The organism is Anoxynatronum buryatiense (assembly GCF_900182905.1).
Lineage (GTDB): Bacteria > Bacillota > Clostridia > Peptostreptococcales > Tindalliaceae > Anoxynatronum > Anoxynatronum buryatiense.
Genome location: NZ_FXUF01000011.1, coordinates 79,022 through 96,948, shown reverse-complemented (window position 1 = coordinate 96,948; position 17,927 = coordinate 79,022). Strand labels below are relative to the sequence as shown.

Here is a 17,927-nt window from a genome sequence, read left to right as displayed (position 1 = left end):
CCGGAACCCTGATGACTAAGGTGACTGGGATGGCTGCGTTAATGGAAGGGTTGAAAAGTGAATGAAAACAATGTGAAGGAGTGATCACATGTCGAAGCAGCGACCGATTGAAGAAAAATTTGTGATCGAGAAGGAACACTGGGTGGGAAACGGTTTTCGGGTCAGAAATTATTTCCCCGGCGGGAAAAATCTGCTGGACAGATTCTCACCCTTTGCCCTGCTGGATTACAATGTGCCCAGGGAGTTTTCACCCGCCACCACCTCCCGGGGTATCGGGCCCCATCCTCACCGGGGCATCGAAACCGTCACCTTCGCCTTTGAAGGTGCTGTGGAGCACCACGACAACGCCGGGAACCACGGCATTATTTACCCTGGGGATGTACAGTGGATGACCGCCGGTGGTGCCATTATGCATAAAGAATACCATGAAAAGGCATTTTTGAACCGGGGCGGTGTCTTTCATATGATTCAGCTCTGGGTGAATTTGCCGAAAAAAGATAAATGGGTACCGGGGCGGTACCAGGATCTCCCCAACAGCAAACTGGGGAAAATGGAACTCGCCAATGGAGCAGGCGAGGTCACTGTTGTGGCAGGCGAGTTTAAGGGTGTGAAAGGCCCGGCCATGACCTATTCACCCATGAACATCTATTTGATGGATGTGCAGGGGGGCGGCAGTGTCACCTTTGAAGAGCCGGGCAAGTATAATACGGGCCTTCTCCTGACGGAAGGACATGCCCACATCAATGACACATCCTGTATCCATAAAGATTTCATCCTTTTTGAAAACAGGGCAGGGGAAATCACCCTGAAAGCGGGCGAAGAAGGTGTGAAACTCATTGTCTTCAGCGGAGAACCCTTAAATGAACCTGCCGTTGCAGGGGGACCCTTTGTGATGAATACCAAGGAAGAACTGGACCAGGCGTTCCAGGATTATCGTGACGGCAAGTTTGGAACTGAAGATTTTTAGCCTCTTTGTTTAAACGCTTTACTAAGTTTAAGCGCTTTACTAAGAAGCATATTCTTTACGATGAAGCGCGCATCGTGCTGGCCTCTGGCAATCCACAAGGAATGGATTGAACGGGGGCTTCTTTTTGTGGGTAATCGGATGGGTGAACAGTCTTGAAAACAACAAAAATAAAATGCTAATCAATACATATTTATTGCAAAACAATAAATAGTATGCTAGGATGAAGCATAACATAGTTGCGAGGTGATGATGATGAAAAGGGAAACACTCTTTCTAAAAACAGCTGTCATTTTCATTGGCCTTCCCATTCTGGCCGTGTGCGTGATTGTGCTGCCCATGATCGCCAGGGAAGCAGCAGTAAGCAGCTCACATATGGCAGCAGTCTTGTATGGAATCGTCGCGGGGATGTACCTGTCAGCCATTCCATTCTTCATGGCACTGTACCAGGCCTTTACGCTGCTGAACCTGATAGATCGGAATGATGCTTTTTCAGATTTGGCAGTGAAAGCCCTGAAGAAGATCACATATGCTGCGGCAACCATCAGCATTCTATACATTGCACTGATGCCTCTTTTTTATACGGTGGGAGAGGTGGAAGACGCCCCGGGGGTGGTTCTCATCGGGATGCTCTTTGCATTTGCACCCATGGTGGTCGCCGTGTTTGCCGCCGTTCTGCAAAAGCTGCTGCAAAATGCCATCGAAATAAAAAGCGACAATGAATTGACGATTTGAGGTGATTTTAATGGCAATTATCATTAACCTTGATGTGATGCTGGCCAGAAGGAAAATGAGTGTCACAGAGTTGTCGGAAAGGGTCGGCATCACCATGGCCAATATTTCCATTTTAAAAAACGGCAAGGCCAAGGCCATACGATTCTCCACCCTGGAAGAAATATGCAAAGTGCTGGAATGTCAGCCTGGGGATATTTTGGAATACCGGGAAGACAGTGGGGACTGATCACGGTCACAAAAATGAATCACAGCAGCGATTAACAACAGACGAGGTGGAGGCATGTACGACATTGCGATTATTGGTGCCGGTCCGGCAGGAGCAAACCTGGCCCGGCTATTGGGAGAATCATACAAAGTGGTTGTGATTGACAGAAGAGACCTGGAGTCGAAATATTCCGCTGGCCCGGGAAACAAATGTTGTGGCGGTCTTCTGGCACCTGATGCTCAAAAAATGATTGCCAGACTGGGCTTGGGAGTACCAACAGAGGTATTGGTGGATCCTCAGCTTTTTGCGGTGAGAACCATCGATGTGACCAATGGCATCGAAAAGCTGTATCAACGATTTTATTATAATATGGACAGGGAAAAGTTCGACAGGTGGATGGTATCACTGTTGTCTTTAGGGGTGGACAAACGCTTCAACGCTGTGTATAAAGGGTATGAGCCGATGAAAGACGGTTTTACAGTTCATTTTACGCAAAAGGGGAGAAGAGATTCTCTCAAAACCAGAGTGCTCATCGGTGCGGATGGTGCCTGTTCAGGGGTTCGAAAGTCCATCAGTATGGGCCGGGCTGTTCCGGATACTTATATTGCCATTCAGGAATGGTTTGAAAACCAGTTGCCCCAGGCATACTACACTGCCATTTTCGACGAGGAAATCAGTGACTTCTATTCCTGGATCATTCCCAAGAATCAGTACCTTGTGCTGGGGTCGGCGCTTAAAGCCAATGATAAGACCTGGGAGAAATATCACAAATTAAAGGAAAAACTGACTCATTATGGGTTTCTTTTTCATCACAGAGTCAAAAAAGAAGGCGCTTTTATCTATCGGCCAAAGCATGCGAACCAGCTTTGGGCCGGAAAAGAAGGGGTTGCCCTTGTGGGAGAAGCCGCCGGCGCCATCAGCCCCAGTTCGGCGGAAGGAATCAGCTATGCCCTGAAAAGTTCCCTGTTCCTCGCTCAGAGCCTGAATGAAGGCATTGAAGGCTTTCTGGGCAGATATGAAAAACGGCTGACAAAGATCAGGCTTAATGTGATCGCCAAAAATGCAAAAGCCCCTTTCATGTATCGTCCCGGCCTTCGAAAGCTGGTGATGCAATCGGGTCTTCAGAGTATCCGGAGAACAGTGGTGAACCAAACAAGCCAAGATGGAAACATTTTTCCTGAGTCAATCAAATGAAAGATCACACACACAGATAGTATCATTACATCAAAAAGGAGAGATAACCATGCGCACGGTGATCAACAACGGCCACGTCATCGACCCGGGCGGCGGGATCGACGCCCGGTTAAATGTGGGGATCGTCGACAATAAAATCTCAGAAGTAGTGGAGCATACCCTGCGGGGAGATCTTGAAATAGACGCTGCCGGCCTGGTTGTTTCTCCGGGATTCATCGACCTGCACATTCATGAAGATCCGTACACACAAGAGGCAGATCGTTTTGATGTGTCCATTTTTGATGCCCTGCTGCGCATGGGGGTCACCACTGCCATCGGCGGAAACTGCGGCATAGGAACAGAGCGGCCTGACCAGTACCTGGAGGCGGCCCGCCGGTTGGGGCTGCCCCTGAATGTGGGACTGCTGGTACCCCACGAAACTCTGCGGCGGCAGACGGGGCAGTCGGACCCTTACGCCCCGGCTTCCCCTGAAAGTATTGGCCACATGGAGAAGCTGGCAGACCAGTACCTGAAGGCCGGTTGTTTGGGCATTTCCTTCGGCATCCGCTACGTTCCCGGTATAACGGAGGAAGAGTTGAGCTGCATCAGCCGCGCCGCCCAAAAACACCACACCTTCATTGCTGCTCATCTCAGGGATGACGCCCATCAGGTGATGGCGGCGGCGGAAGAATTCATCCGCATCGGTGAGAAGCACCGGCTGCCGGTACAGCTGTCTCATATTGGGTCCATGGCCGGGTTCGGACAGATGGAAGCTTTTTTGGCCCAGATGGATCACCGGGCGGAAACTGGTCTTGACATCAGCGCCGACTGCTACCCTTATACCGCTTTTAGCACCTTTATTGGTGCCGCCACCTATGACGAAGGCTTCCTGGAACGTTATGGCATCACGTATGATGCCATTGAAATTGCTGAAGGGGAATTTCAGGGACAACGCTGCACAGAAGCACTGTTCCACCGGCTGCGAAGGGAAGCTCCCCGCACCCTGACCCTGGCCCATGTGATGAACCAGACAGACATTGATTTGGCGCTGCAGCATCCGCTGGTGATGATCGCCAGCGATGGCCTCATCAACGGCGGTCAGGGCCATCCCCGGGCAGCCGGCACTTTTCCCAGAGTATTGGGTGAGTATGTGCGGGAACGAAAAATACTGACACTGAAGCAGGCCATTGAAAAAATGACGGTGCTTCCTGCCCGCCGGCTGGGCATTGCCAAAGGCACGCTGCAGGTGGGGGCAGATGCGGACATCACCCTTTTTGACCCGGTCACCATTGCAGATCAGGCGGATTTCAACCACCCGATGATGCCCCCCACAGGGATCAAAGGGGTTTTTGTCAATGGCAGGCTGGCACTGCAGGAGGGAAAAATGCGTATCCGCAATGCTGGCACAGCCATGGTCAACAGTGGAGCAAGTTCTTAAAAATAAGCGATGATTGAGATGAATGAGGCAAGAAGTGGTCTGATTAAAGTGGTTTATCTGATGAAAGTGATTTAATGGAGGAGGAAAACCTGATGCTTGACCAGATCAACCGTCTGATGGAAACTGTTCCCGGTACCTTTGGGCTGTATTACCATAACCTGATCACCGGGGAAAAACTTGCCATCAACGCCGACCGGCCTTTTTTGGCCGCCAGTGTGATCAAACTGCCGGTGCTCATGGCAGTGATGCAGGAAATTCATGAGGGGCGCCTGCATCCTACCGATACGCTGGGCCTTGTTCGGGAGGAAAAAGTGCCCAGTTGCGGGGCCCTCTTTTACATGGATGACCCCCAGAAAGTTACCCTGAAAGATCTGTACACCCTGATGATCATCCTCAGCGACAACACCGCCGCCAACCGTCTCATGGGGTTGGTGGGAATGGAGCGAATCAACCAGGTTATTGCAGGGGCCGGCCTCCGCCACACCCGCCTTAACCGGTTTCTTTTTGATGCGGAAGCCCAGCGCCAGGGAAAAGAGAATACCTTCAGCCCCGCCGATGCCGGTCTGTTGCTGGAAGGTGTTTACCAGGGCACCTTTGTCTCGCCTGCCATGAGCCGGGAAGCCAACGAAATACTGCTTCTTCAGCAGTTGAAGAACAAACTGCGGGCCTTGATCCCCCGCAGGGTTCCCATCGCCCACAAAACAGGGGAAGACAGCGACATGACCCATGATGTGGGAATTGTTTACGCCAGGCAGCCTTTTATCCTGTGCCTGGCCAGCAACGATACCGAAGTGATTGCAGCGGAGGAAGCCATTCGCCACATCGCTCTGGTGTGCTATCAGCATGCATTGCGTTAAGAGTCATCACGCGCCTCAAGGGTGGTCACATACATCAAAAGGAGGCCTCTGTTGATCAAAGGGTTTGAGAAGTTACCCTTCGCAATGCATCCGGCATTTTTTCAAGTGTTTTCGGGGATTTATATGGAACTCAGGTGATTCCGGGGAGTGATAAACCACTATGAACAAAAGGCGATTGAGGAAGATCACCGACAGGGTCTGGATGATTGTGGGAAGCAATCGACGTATACAGCCCAATGTGGGCATTATTACCAACAAGACACAGACAGTGCTGGTGGATTGCGGCAACAGCCCCGCCTGGGGGAATTTTATTCAGGAAATGCTGACTTTCATGGGCGCCGCTTCGGTGTCTCACATCATCTACACCCATCATCACTGGGACCACGTTTTCGGGGCCATGGCCTTTGAGGCTCCCATCATTGCCCATGAAAAATGCCTGGATTACCTGAAAGTGGAAGCTTAAAAACCATGGAGTGCTGCATATCTGAAAGAAGATGCAGCCAGAAACCCGAAGAACAGGGTCAGTCATGGGGTTAAAATGAGAATGGTTCAACACTGGGACGATTTTCGCATTCGCCTTCCCCAGACAACTTTTCGGGAGCGCATGGTGCTTCCATTGACAGATGGACGGCTGTTACTGGAAAGCACAGAAAGCAGCCACTCCGAAGACTCGATTTTGATCTATGATGAACAGGATCAGGTATTGTTTGCGGGGGATGCCTTTTACCCGCCGCCTTACCATGAACGGGAAACAGAGACAACAGAAGCGGGATTTTCGGAGAAGGTGTTGAGGCAAATCGTGGCCCATGATGTGAAAACAATCCTTCATGGCCACGGCATGCCCCTCACGCGTCAGGCGGTTATTCGTGAGCTGGGCGGGGCGTGATGAATGGGTTCAATCCTTCCCGGGTATAAGTAACTCGATGATTCGAAGAAAAAAAGGAGGGTTTTTATGAGCAAAGAGCAGATAGCCCGAACTGGTCAGATAATTTATTTTTCCCACGGCGGAGGGCCGCTGCCAATCCTGAACGACCCATCCCATGAGAAAATGATTCATTTTATGGAAAACCTCTCCCCCAAAATTCACCGGCCGGAAGCCATCATTGTGTTCAGTGCCCACTGGGAGGAGGACACAGTGACCATTCAAAGCGGTCGGGAGCCGGAGCTGACGTACGATTACTACGGTTTTCCGGAAGCGGCTTACACCATTCAGTATCCCTCCAAAGGAAACCCCCGGCTGGCAGAAAAAATCGCCGAACTCTTTGACGGGAACGGAATTGAATGGCGTCTTGATGACAAAAGACCCTATGATCATGGTTCGTATATTCCATTGAAGATGATGTATCCACTGGCAGATATTCCTGTGATCCAGATTTCGCTGCACCACAGCCTCAGCCCGCAGACACACCTGGCCATGGGGAAGGCATTAAGACCTTTGTTGGAAGAAAATATCCTGATCATCGGTTCCGGGTTTTCTTTTCACAACATGAGCCGGTTTGACTTTGAGGGAAAAAACATGGAAGATCTACAGAACAATGCGTTTCAGGACCATCTCATTGCCGGTTGTTGCGATGAAATAAATGAGGAAAAAAAGTGGGAGCAGTTCATCAACTGGGAAAGGTTTCCCGGTGCCAGGTACTGTCATCCCAGAGAAGAACATCTTCTGCCGCTGCTGGTGTGCGTGGGACTATCGGGAAACCCGGGCGAAAAGGTTTTCGACGACTATATTCTCGGAAAAAGAGCCGTCGCCTTTTTATGGAGAGATGGCGGTGTCCCGGCATTCGAACTGTCTTAGCGGTCGAAGATGCGTGTTTCAGGTGGAAGAAGTGCTCCGGTGGCCGAAATTTCAGTGGCACTGAACAAATAAGATCAACTGACGAATGATTTCAGACAAAATGAATCAAGAACTTTTACTCATAGTGATCTATCATATAACTGTACCGAATAAAAATAAGGGGGCAGTTATGATGGAACTAAAGTTAATTGGTAAGGTGAAAAGCGACCAGGGGTTTGCCATTGCCATTGAGGATGACTACAAAGAGGCCCTGACGGCCATGGATGGATTCAGTCACCTGATGGTTGTATGGTGGGCCAATCAGGTGGATCAGCCGGATTTGCGTGAGACGAAGGTGCTGGACAAGCCCTATCTGCCAGGCCCGGAGCGCATGGGGGTATTTGCCACCCGATCGCCCATCAGGCCAAATCCAATTTGCATCAGTGTGATTGATGTGAAGCACATTGATTATGAGCGTGGGATCATTGAGACATGGTATATTGATGCAGAAGAGGGGACGCCGGTGCTGGATATTAAGCCCTATTACCCCTGCTCCGATGTGGTGAGGGAGCCAGCGCTGCCCGAGTGGTGTGCAGGACTGCCGGTGTGCATCGAAGACTCAGCTGACTTTGACTGGAGTGTGTTCTTTAACTTTTAAGAGGTGTTGGGAATGAACAACAGAGAGTTGATTTTACAATCCATTCAAATTATTGAGACGAACCTCAGGTCAAAAATATCTGTTTTAGATATCTCCAAAGATCTGGGGTTTTCTTTCTATTACTATTCCAGGTTGTTTAAATCCATCACGGGGCATTCGCCGAAATCATACATTCTGGCCAGAAAAATCACAGAGTCAGCCAGAGAGCTGATGGCGACAGATAAACGCATTATCGACATTGCTCTTGATTATGGCTTTGGAAGTGCTGAGGCGTATAGCCGGGCTTTTTTCAAAATGATGCACCAAAACCCGTCGGATATGCGCAGAGAAGGCGCTGCTGACAGACGACTGCTGTTGCAGCCCATCACCGAGATCACGCTGAAAAAGAATGAACACGTTCTGGACAAAGAACCGGAAATCGTATTTTTGGAGGACATCAAGCTGGTGGGAATCTCTTTCTACTACGATCTGTCACTGAAAAACGATCTTTCGGAACAGTGGTCGATGCTCACCGAAAATCTGGAAACCATTCCCAGTCTGAAGAAACCCCTGGAGTTTTATCAGATGCAGTTTTGGTTCCCAAATCAGGACACAGACAGCCTCTTTTTTTACGTGGCGGTGGCTGTCAGTGAAATGGATCGAATCCCCATTCAAATGACGGCTAAAATCATTCCCGCCCAAATTTATTATAAGTTCAGGCATAAAGGGCTGGCCAATCAGGTGGGGCATACCTACCGGTATATTTATGAAGAATGGCTGCCGGCAACAGATAAGAAACTGCCGGGGCACTTCAACTTCGAATACTATGGCAAAGAGAATTTGGGGCCGTACAATGAGAACTCTATCAGCGAGATATATATTCCCGCCCAAAACACACCAGATATCTAAAATACTGTTATCCGGCAGATCAGGCCGGTCATCATTCGGGCGCATGTGGCATCAGCCAGCATCCGCACCAATGAAAAAGTAGAGAATAGAACAGTTCATCTCCGCAGAATAAAGGCGATACTTTAGAGCGGCATCATCGACAGGGAACAAGAGATCAAGAAATAGATACTGCGTCGGAGAATGAGTGGTGGAAATACGACTGAATTGATATGAAAGGGCTTTGTTGGGTAGAAGAAAAAGACCAGAAGCATCGGGAGTGGTGTCGTGGTGTCTATGGTGTTTTGTGGAACCGGGAACTACATATTCAAGGAATGATAAACATGTCGGCTAAGTGACTGGAAAAAATGGAAGCATAAGGCGATAACGATTCAATAAGGGGGTAACGTTGATGACACCTGAACAACCACTTCCTTTAACATCATTTTCAACCCATAACAGAATGACAGATAATAAAAACGTTGACGTAATCATCGTTGGGGGAAGCTTTGCAGGACTTTCAGCCGCGATGGCATTGGGGCGGGCCTTGCGAAATGTGCTCATCATTGACAGTGGCTTGCCCTGTAACCGTCAAACACCACATTCCCACAATTTCATGACGCAAGACGGCGAAAAGCCAAGTGCCATTTTAAAAAAAGCCAAAGTGCAAGTGTTAAATTACAGCACCGTAAAAATTCGCAATGACGTAGCGATCATTGGTGAGAAAACCCAAAATGGATTTTCAATCCTTACACAAACAGGCGCAGCGTTCACGGCTAAAAAACTCATTTTTGCCACAGGAGTCAGAGACATAATGCCTCCTATAAAAGGCTTTTCAGAATGTTGGGGAATATCGGTGATCCATTGTCCATATTGCCATGGATACGAAGTGAAGAATGAAAAAACGGGCATTTTAGCAAATGGAGATATCGCATTTCATTATGCCCAGCTCCTGAGTAACTGGACAAAAGACCTGACTATTTTCACGAATGGAAAATCCATTTTGACACAAGAGCAAACAGATAAAATCACCCAACATAACATACCAATAGTGGAAAATGAAATCAGTTATCTAAAACACCAAGATGGTTATATTCAGGAAATCGTCTTTGCAGATCAGTCAACCTTTCAACTAAAAGCAATTTATTCACGACCTGACTTTGAACAGCATTGTAAAATTCCAGAAAAGCTTGGATGCGAGTTGACAGAGCTGGGATTTCTCAAAGTGGACATGTTTCAAAAAACAACGGTGGATCATATTTTTGCTTGCGGGGACAATGGCAGTCCATTACGTGCCGTCTCCTATGCGGTGGCGACGGGCAGTATTGCAGGTGCTATGGTCAACAATGGAATGACAGAAGAAGAATTTTAGTAAAAAAAAGCAGCGCATAAAAACGCTCTGCAGTCTGCAAAAGGGAACCTTTCGGTTCTCTTTTCGTCATTAAGTACAAAAGCAGGAATGGGAGGCCAATAAAATGAAATATGGAAAAAGAAGATTGGGTCTGATCATACTGGCTGCTGTACTGTTGTTTTCACTTGCCGGTTGCACAGATGAAGCTGATGGGGCAGGAATGAACATACCTGAACCTGACCAGGAAATACTGGATGCTTTTGATGTGGTGCTTGCGAATACGTCCAATGAATTTGGATTTGAACTTTACCGCAACCTTGTCACGCTGGAGGATAACATCATGATCTCGCCCACCAGCATCTACACGGCTCTTGCCATGACCATCAATGGAGCCGGCGGGGAAACCTTCGAAGCCATGGCAGACATGCTTGGGATGGAATCAGAGGCGTTGGAAAAGTTTAATCGGAACAATCTGGCCCGGCTGTACAAGCTGCAGGAAGCGGATCCGGATGTGATCATCAATATTGCCAACTCCCTGTGGATGAAAGAAGGCGAAGCATTTGACCAGGATTTTGTAGACCGCAACCAAAGGTATTACAACGCTTCTGCCAAAGCCCTGGATTTCGGTGCTGAAGCATCGGTGGATGTGATCAACAGCTGGGTAAATGACAGAACTGACGGACTGATTGAAGACATTGTTGAGTACCCGATTGATCCCAACACAATCCTGTTTCTCATCAATGCAGTTTATTTTCAGGGTGACTGGACCGACCCTTTCAACACGGATCTCACCAGTAATGATTTTTTTAATGGCCCTGAAGGGGAGATCCCGGATGTGCCTTTCATGAACCGAAATGATGAATTTGACTATCTCGAAAAAGAAGGAGCGTTTCAGGCAGTCAGACTGCCTTATGGTGAATCAGAAAGACTCGCCATGGTTGTTTTTCTGCCGGATGAAAACAGTTCGCTTCTGGAACTTGCGGCGGATTTGAACATGGAAAACTGGAACCAGTGGCGCGAAGAGTTTCAAACCTATCAGGGTCATTTGCGGCTGCCGCGGTTTTCCATGGAATACGAAGAAAAACTCAATGATGTACTTAAACTGATGGGTATGAAAGTGGCTTTCGATCCTGCCAAATCAGATTTCTACGGGATGGTCACAAGGAACGAAGGACCGCGTTTATATATCAGTGAAGTAAAGCATAAATCCTTTATCGATGTGGATGAGAAGGGTACAGAAGCAGCCGCTGTCACATCGGTTGAAATCAGGGTTGAATCAGCGATGATAGACTTCTTTGAGATGAATGTGAACCGTCCTTTCTTTTTCATGATCCATGACAGAGAAACAAATGAAGTGCTCTTTACCGGTTCTGTCGTGGACCCCACGCAGTAAGCAGCATACAGATCATGACTAAAGTACAGAACATGGAACGCTGTACTTTTTTTATGCATCGGGAATACAATCCAGATAAAACAATATGATACAATGATTGACAGAAGGATTTTACTTTTTGCAACGGCGGCCAACAGATGGATAAAACGGCATCTGATTACACGAGAGGATGGTGGGTATTATCCTTCTAATGTCACTGGTGGGAAGGGAATCGCCATGGTAGGCAGAGCAGCTTAAGCTGACATGAAATGAAAGTATACTCAACACGACAGAAGCAAGGAAGGGATCAACCATGAAGAAGACATTGCGAGTCATTTTGACAGTTTTACTGGCCCTGGCCCTGGTGGTCACGGCAGTACTGAGTATTCATCTTGAACTGAACCTGCGAATCCGCAGATGGGCGCACCAACTGCCGGTGATCAGTGCCTATGAAGTTGACCAGCAGGCACCCCGGGTAGTGTACCTGGGGGAAGAGGGAGTGCGCGTTGAACCCTACACCGAAGACTTGCTGCACATCAACAGTGAAACGGGCAAAACCCATTTCAATGCCTACTGGCTGCGGGATTCCCTTTACACTCACCATTACGATGCCGTTATGGGGCAAACCAATCTGGTGGGGCCCCAACACTTCATTACCATCTCCGATGCCGGGGAAGTCACCGTCGACGGTGAGCCGGTAAACCGCCAAGTGATTCCCGTTCATTTGGAGGAAGACACCTTTCTTCCATACGAAGACATGGCTGATCTGGACATTGGGGACACGCTGGGCATCCGGCTGCAGATGGGGAACACCAGCGGCCATGTGATCTTTACCAACGATTATCTGCCCTATCAGCAACTGGAGCTGGAATCAGGCCAGCTGATTTTTGAAGATGCCGGACAAATGAATGCTTACCGGGAGAGAATCCTGTCGCTGGAGACGTACATTCGGTGGCGGGCCATTCGTGAACCCATCCGAATTCTGGAGCGGTCTACCGGCGGGCCGGCGGTGGCCTACGTGTCCGGAGAAGATCAGATCACTTTGGTGACAGAACAAGGAGCCATTGGCGTGATTCGGGAAACGGAAAGCCGGCTGGCATCCATGGAAACCATTCAGGCGGCCACACTTCCTGAATGGCAACCGCCCCTGGACGAACCGGTGATGCTGGTATGGGAAGCAGTGTACGGTCGTAACCCCAATGTGGATACCCTGCCTGACATGCCCGGGGTCAACGTGGTATCCCCCACCTGGTACGAACTGACAGATGATGCAGGAAATATTTCATCCAAAGTCTCTGAAGCATATATACGATGGGCGCGGGATAACGGGTTTCAGATCTGGGCGCTGGTGTCCAATGAGTTTAACATCGACCGCACCCACGCATTTCTACAAAAGGCAGACGCCCGGGAGCGGTTCATTGACCGGATGATTCAGGAAGCCCTGACCCATGGGTATGAGGGCATCAACGTTGACTTTGAAAACGTCTATATGGCCGACCGGGACCGGCTCACTCATTTCATCAACGAGTTGGCCTGGTCTATGAAGCAGCACGGGCTGATTTTGTCCATGGACGTCACCATCATGGGTGGCAGTGACAACTGGTCAAAATGCTACGACCACGAATATCTGGGCCGAATTGTCGATTACCTGGTGATCATGACCTATGACGAACACTGGGCATCCAGCCCCGTCAGCGGGCCTGTGGCTTCCTACGGCTGGGTGGAACGAGGCATGACAGAACTGACCAGGGTGGTGGACCCCAACAGGCTGGTGATGGGGTTGCCGCTTTATACCCGGGTTTGGCGGGAGCGGCCATCCACCGAGCGGGCGAATCGAATGACCAACCGGTCTTCGGCCATCGGGATGCAGGCTCAGGCCAATTTCATTGAAAACAATGGGCTTACCCCCTTTTGGGACGAAGAGTCACAGCTCTATTACGCCGCTTTTATTGACGGGGAAGATCTGGTGAAAATCTGGATTGAAAACGCTGAAACCCTGTCCATTCGAGCGGGCTTGGTTCATGAACTGGGCCTGGCAGGTATTGCCTGCTGGCAGCGGACCTTTGCCACCGACGATGTGTGGCCGGCCCTGCGAGACGTGGTGTTCGAAACAGCAGACTAAACCGGAACGATGCCGGTGCCCGGAGTGCCTGTACACAAGTTCAATGAACAGAGGCAACTAATAGGGGAGTGCCGTATGTCAAATTAGTGAAAGGGTGAAAAAATGGAAAAGGCGATCCTGCTGGGTGGCATTCAGGAAATTGGAATCATCAAGGGAAATGTTGCTGAACTGAACAACTGTATTGAGCAGAAGAGAATACTGGAGACGAAAGAAAAGCAAGTGGAGAAAAGCATTTCCCAAAAAGAAAATGCCATAGAAGACGAAATCAAGAAAGTCACACGTCAACGCAAGACACAACTGGAAGCTACTTTTGATGAGCAGATTGACAGTGTTAACGCGAAGCTGAAGAATGTGGAATCGAGCAAAGAAAAAGCAAAAAAGAAGGCGATTATGAAACGAGTTGACATGGAAACAGCTGACTTTCGCAGTGAAGATGAGGAATTGCATCTGGCGGGTAAGTCGGTTTTCAAACAAGAAAAGATCCCGTTCCTGTATAACAATCGACTGTTTTTTGCCCTTTATTTTCCCAGTGGAATAGGCGACGCAGGGATCATTTTGCTGACGCTGGCATTAGCCTTTTTCGCCATCCCCTTTGGCCTCTATTATGCTTTTTTTGAAGGAATGGGGATGCTCTATCTGGCGCTGAGCTACGTATGTGTGATTCTTGTTTTTGGTGGTATTTACCTGGCGGTGGGCAAAACAAAGTATAAGCATTTAGAAGCGCTCAACAGAGTGCGGGCCATGCGCCGAAGCATTCAGGAAAGTAAGAAAAGGCAACGGAAAATAAAGCGCCAGATCATGAAGGATAAAGATGAGAGTCATTATGAATTAGGCGAGTTTGATCAGGAAATAGGGCAGTATACACAAGCAGTCAATGAACTGATGGAGCAAAAGATAAAGGCATTGCGTGATTTTGACAATGTGACAGCTGAAGAAATCAAAAAGCAGATCATCGCGGCCAATGAAGAGGCGTTACAGTCGCTCAAGGCGGAATACCGGGAAGTGTATGATCAGGGCAAAGAAAATCTGGAGAAGCTCAACAGACTCTCTGTGAAAATCTCCACAGAATATGAAGTTATCATTGGCAGGGAGTTTTTGACACTGCCGAAACTGGAACTCATGGAAGAAGCCATCAACGCTGGAAATGCAAGCAATATTGCAGAAGCCATGACTTTTATCACATCAACCAGTCAAACAGAATAAAGAACGATCACTATTGGAGGGAAACCATGACAGCGATGGCTTCACCGAACAAATCAAAGATGGAATTCTTAAAAAGAAAAAACATTGAATTTTCAATGAAACGCTATGGCATTGAGGCGCTTGGGGCCATGGCATTGGGGCTGTTTTCCTCCTTGATTATTGGCTTGATTCTCAATGTGGCGGGTGAACAACTTCAGCTTCCCATACTGCAGCAGTTGGGCCAGCGGGCCATGGCCATGGCAGGCCCAGCCATTGGTGTGGCTGTTGCCTACGGATTAAAGGCACCGCCACTGGTGTTGTTTGCTTCCACGATCACTGGCATGGCGGGCTATGAAGCCGGTGGTCCTGCGGGCTGTTTCGTGGCTGTGGTGGTGGGAGCAGAATGCGGAAAATTGGTTACGGGAGAAACAAAAGTGGATATCATTGCGACTCCCATGGCCACCATTGCAGCCGGTGTGGTAATGGGAATGGTGGCAGGACCTTTCATAGGCGGCTTTATGGCCTGGCTGGGGACTGTCATTATGGCGGTGACCGAAATGCATCCTATTCCCATGGGAGCCTTGATGGCTGTTATTGTGGGCATGGCGCTTACATTGCCCATCTCCAGCGCGGCACTGTGTATCATGCTGGGTCTCGGCGGTACTGCTGCCGGTGCAGCTACTGTGGGATGTTGCTGCCAGATGATTGGCTTTGCTGTCATCAGCTACCGGGAGAACGGCTGGGGCGGTCTGCTCTCTCAGGGGCTGGGCACTTCAATGCTTCAAATTCCCAACATTGTGCGAAATCCACTTATTTGGATACCACCCACGGTGGCAAGTGCCATACTTGGCCCGCTGGCTGCCACTTTACTGCGCATGGAAAACGTGCCCACAGGTGCCGGAATGGGAACCAGCGGACTGGTGGGGCAATTTGGAACCATCAGCGCCATGGGATTCTCTGCCGATGTACTGATGAAAATGGGACTCCTTCATTTCATACTGCCGGCCGTGCTCTCGCTGATTCTGGCAGAAATCATGAGACGAAGGGGATGGATCAAAGCCGGTGACCTAAAGTTAAACGAGTAGATTAATGAAAAAACCAACAAAAAAGCAAAAGGAGAAAAAACCATGAAAACTGTCATGGAGCAACTGCATGAGCGAAAATCTGTGCGGATCTTTGAGAAAAGGGATGTCAGCGATGAAATGCGACATCAGCTGTTTCAGGCAGCTTATCAGGCACCCACTGCCGGCAATATGATGCTTTACACGCTGCTGGAAATCACCGACCAACAACTGAAAGAAGCGCTGGCAGAAAGCTGTGATCACCAGCCCTTTATTGCAGATGCACCGCTGGTACTGGTGTTTCTGGCAGATTATCAACGGTGGCTGGATACTTTTGCCTTTGAAAACCTGAATCCCCGGCCGCCTGGCCCCGGTGACCTGATGCTGGCCTGTGCCGATGCCCTCATTGCCGCCCAGAACATGGTGGTGGCAGCGCAGTCTCTTGGTCTGGGGTCCTGTTACATTGGAGACATTACAGAAAACTGCGAAACAGTTCGATCCCTGTTACATCTGCCTGAATACGTGTTTCCAGCTGCCATGCTGGTGGTGGGACACCCCACCAGGCAACAACTGCAGCGCACAAAACCCAAACGGTTTGATGACCGGTTCATAAGGTTTCAGAACCAGTACCGACGCCTTTCTCCGGAAGAACACCAGGAAATGCACCTGTTTCAGAAAGAAACCCACCAGGAAAGTGCCGGCAACATCCAGGAGAGTTTGGAGACCTTCTTCAAACGCAAATACGACTCCGACTTTGCCCGGGAAATGAACCGTTCTGTGGAAGTCTACTGGCAGGCATACATAAAGAATAACAAGAAGTTGTAAGGCCCAATGTGCCGGCAAGTTCCATGCATGATGCTGATTTTCACCTGCTGATCAAATTTCTTTCGATACGAAGGAACGTATCATAAGCGATACAAGCACGATTTTTTCAATAGTAGAACACAATGAAGGAGGCAACAGGGTGAACAGCAAGATGACATTCATACTCATAGGAGTACTCATGATAACAGGGTTTTCGGGATGTTCTTCGCGGGTTCAGGTACCATCTCAACAAGAAGAGGTGCAGGTAGCCCCGGCTGTCAATGATGCGTTGCTAGCAGGAAACATAGGGAGTGATTTATATGCTGAAAAAATTAAGGAAGGAGCTTACGTTATCAACCACGAATTTCCATGGCCGGCAAATTCAATGGTTGTAGAGATGGGAACAGGAGAGATTGTTTTGGTTGATACGCCATATACCCCTGAAGCAACGCATGAACTGTTAAATTGGATAAATCAAAGCTTCGGGGATCGGAAAATTGTGGCCATCAATACGGGATTCCATTTTGATAATTTGGGGGGAAATCAGGTATTGGTACAAAATGACATTCCCATATATGGCTCATCTTTAACAGTGCAGCTGATTGACGAATTGGGTGAAGCATCCAGAAACCTGATGTTATCTTGGCTGCATAGACCTGAATCTCAGCGTTTTTATAAGGCCTACCAGCAAATTCCATACGTGTCGCCAACAGTCATTTTTGAATTGACTGAATCTGATCTGATGAGATTACCATTTGGTCAGGAAGTGGTAGAAATCTACTATCCTGGAGAAACTCATTCTCCAGATAACGTGGCAGTTTATTTTCCTGAGAATAAAATTCTTTTTGGTGGCTGTATGATTAAAAGTGAAAGTTCGAAGGATTTGGGCAATACTGCCGATGCCAATCTGGAGGAGTGGCCTGTTTCGGTTAACCGTGTATATGAGAAATATAGTGATGCAGCCATTGTGGTTCCTGGGCATGGTCAGTGGGGCAGTACTGATTTGATTCAACATACGCTGCAGCTATGCACGGAGACAAAATGAAACCATTCACATCTAACCAATACTTAACGAAATATTTGCGCTGAAATTACCCTTGCCATCGTCATGTTCATTTGCAAATGGCTTGTTTCAGCGTTGCTTAAATAATCGTTGCGATCAATGTAGGAAAAGGTGTGTGAGAGACAATTTACGTTTAGAAATTGATATGATATGCTATAAATGGCAGCCAAAATGACGCGTATTAGGACGCAAAACAATAGCTAAACCATGGCTTCAGAATAGATATTTGGATTTTGGTTAACGTGGATTAGATCACTTAAAAATGACGCAAACTTAACCTCTTGAATCTGGAAATGAAATTGCC

General features: G+C 48.6%; 18 protein-coding genes. All 18 read left to right on the top strand.

Going from position 1 to position 17,927, the window contains the following annotated elements; translation table 11 throughout:
- The first annotated feature begins 88 nt into the window (after positions 1 to 88).
- The 18 genes from QOL74_RS13450 (at position 89) to bla (ending at position 17,605) form a co-directional block, all read left to right on the top strand.
- Complete coding sequence (locus QOL74_RS13450; RefSeq protein WP_283410009.1) at positions 89 to 967, top strand: pirin family protein; 879 nt, start codon at positions 89 to 91, stop codon at positions 965 to 967.
- A gap of 252 nt (positions 968 to 1,219) precedes the next feature.
- Positions 1,220 to 1,699, top strand: coding sequence for a DUF2975 domain-containing protein (locus QOL74_RS13445; RefSeq protein ID WP_283410008.1), 480 nt, complete (start codon positions 1,220 to 1,222; stop codon positions 1,697 to 1,699).
- A 10-nt stretch (positions 1,700 to 1,709) separates the two neighbouring features.
- Positions 1,710 to 1,925, top strand: a complete 216-nt coding sequence (locus QOL74_RS13440) for a helix-turn-helix domain-containing protein (protein WP_283410007.1) — start codon at positions 1,710 to 1,712, stop codon at positions 1,923 to 1,925.
- Between the two features lie 54 nt (positions 1,926 to 1,979).
- On the top strand, positions 1,980 to 3,098 hold the full coding sequence (locus QOL74_RS13435; protein ID WP_283410006.1) for an FAD-binding protein: 1,119 nt from the start codon (positions 1,980 to 1,982) through the stop codon (positions 3,096 to 3,098).
- A gap of 49 nt (positions 3,099 to 3,147) precedes the next feature.
- Complete coding sequence (locus QOL74_RS13430; RefSeq protein WP_283410005.1) at positions 3,148 to 4,515, top strand: N-acyl-D-amino-acid deacylase family protein; 1,368 nt, start codon at positions 3,148 to 3,150, stop codon at positions 4,513 to 4,515.
- Between the two features lie 92 nt (positions 4,516 to 4,607).
- On the top strand, positions 4,608 to 5,372 hold the full coding sequence (locus tag QOL74_RS13425) for a serine hydrolase (RefSeq protein ID WP_283410004.1): 765 nt from the start codon (positions 4,608 to 4,610) through the stop codon (positions 5,370 to 5,372).
- A gap of 160 nt (positions 5,373 to 5,532) precedes the next feature.
- Positions 5,533 to 5,835 carry an MBL fold metallo-hydrolase gene (locus tag QOL74_RS13420; protein WP_283410003.1) on the top strand — a complete coding sequence of 101 codons (303 nt, stop codon included), beginning with the start codon at positions 5,533 to 5,535 and terminating at the stop codon, positions 5,833 to 5,835.
- 75 nt (positions 5,836 to 5,910) lie between these two features.
- Positions 5,911 to 6,258, top strand: a complete 348-nt coding sequence (locus QOL74_RS13415; RefSeq protein ID WP_283410002.1) for an MBL fold metallo-hydrolase — start codon at positions 5,911 to 5,913, stop codon at positions 6,256 to 6,258.
- A gap of 66 nt (positions 6,259 to 6,324) precedes the next feature.
- Complete coding sequence (locus tag QOL74_RS13410; RefSeq protein WP_283410001.1) at positions 6,325 to 7,167, top strand: DODA-type extradiol aromatic ring-opening family dioxygenase; 843 nt, start codon at positions 6,325 to 6,327, stop codon at positions 7,165 to 7,167.
- A gap of 172 nt (positions 7,168 to 7,339) precedes the next feature.
- Entirely contained in the window at positions 7,340 to 7,804 is a 465-nt protein-coding gene (locus QOL74_RS13405) for an SAM-dependent methyltransferase (protein WP_283410000.1), read from the top strand.
- A 12-nt stretch (positions 7,805 to 7,816) separates the two neighbouring features.
- Entirely contained in the window at positions 7,817 to 8,692 is an 876-nt protein-coding gene (locus QOL74_RS13400; RefSeq protein WP_283409999.1) for an AraC family transcriptional regulator, read from the top strand.
- Positions 8,693 to 9,080: 388 nt separating this feature from the next.
- On the top strand, positions 9,081 to 10,040 hold the full coding sequence (locus QOL74_RS13395; protein WP_283409998.1) for an NAD(P)/FAD-dependent oxidoreductase: 960 nt from the start codon (positions 9,081 to 9,083) through the stop codon (positions 10,038 to 10,040).
- Between the two features lie 103 nt (positions 10,041 to 10,143).
- Positions 10,144 to 11,412 carry a serpin family protein gene (locus QOL74_RS13390; RefSeq protein WP_283409997.1) on the top strand — a complete coding sequence of 423 codons (1,269 nt, stop codon included), beginning with the start codon at positions 10,144 to 10,146 and terminating at the stop codon, positions 11,410 to 11,412.
- A gap of 292 nt (positions 11,413 to 11,704) precedes the next feature.
- A complete protein-coding gene (locus tag QOL74_RS13385; RefSeq protein ID WP_283409996.1) occupies positions 11,705 to 13,513 on the top strand; it encodes a glycosyl hydrolase family 18 protein in 1,809 nt (602 codons plus the stop codon).
- A 102-nt stretch (positions 13,514 to 13,615) separates the two neighbouring features.
- Positions 13,616 to 14,716 carry a hypothetical protein gene (locus tag QOL74_RS13380; RefSeq protein ID WP_283409995.1) on the top strand — a complete coding sequence of 367 codons (1,101 nt, stop codon included), beginning with the start codon at positions 13,616 to 13,618 and terminating at the stop codon, positions 14,714 to 14,716.
- A gap of 26 nt (positions 14,717 to 14,742) precedes the next feature.
- Positions 14,743 to 15,780, top strand: a complete 1,038-nt coding sequence (locus QOL74_RS13375) for a PTS sugar transporter subunit IIC (protein WP_346771754.1) — start codon at positions 14,743 to 14,745, stop codon at positions 15,778 to 15,780.
- A 42-nt stretch (positions 15,781 to 15,822) separates the two neighbouring features.
- Positions 15,823 to 16,581, top strand: coding sequence for a nitroreductase family protein (locus QOL74_RS13370; protein WP_283409994.1), 759 nt, complete (start codon positions 15,823 to 15,825; stop codon positions 16,579 to 16,581).
- A 139-nt stretch (positions 16,582 to 16,720) separates the two neighbouring features.
- Positions 16,721 to 17,605: a subclass B1 metallo-beta-lactamase gene (gene bla, locus QOL74_RS13365; RefSeq protein WP_283409993.1), complete on the top strand. Its 885-nt coding sequence runs from the start codon at positions 16,721 to 16,723 to the stop codon at positions 17,603 to 17,605.
- Positions 17,606 to 17,927: the final 322 nt, after the last annotated feature.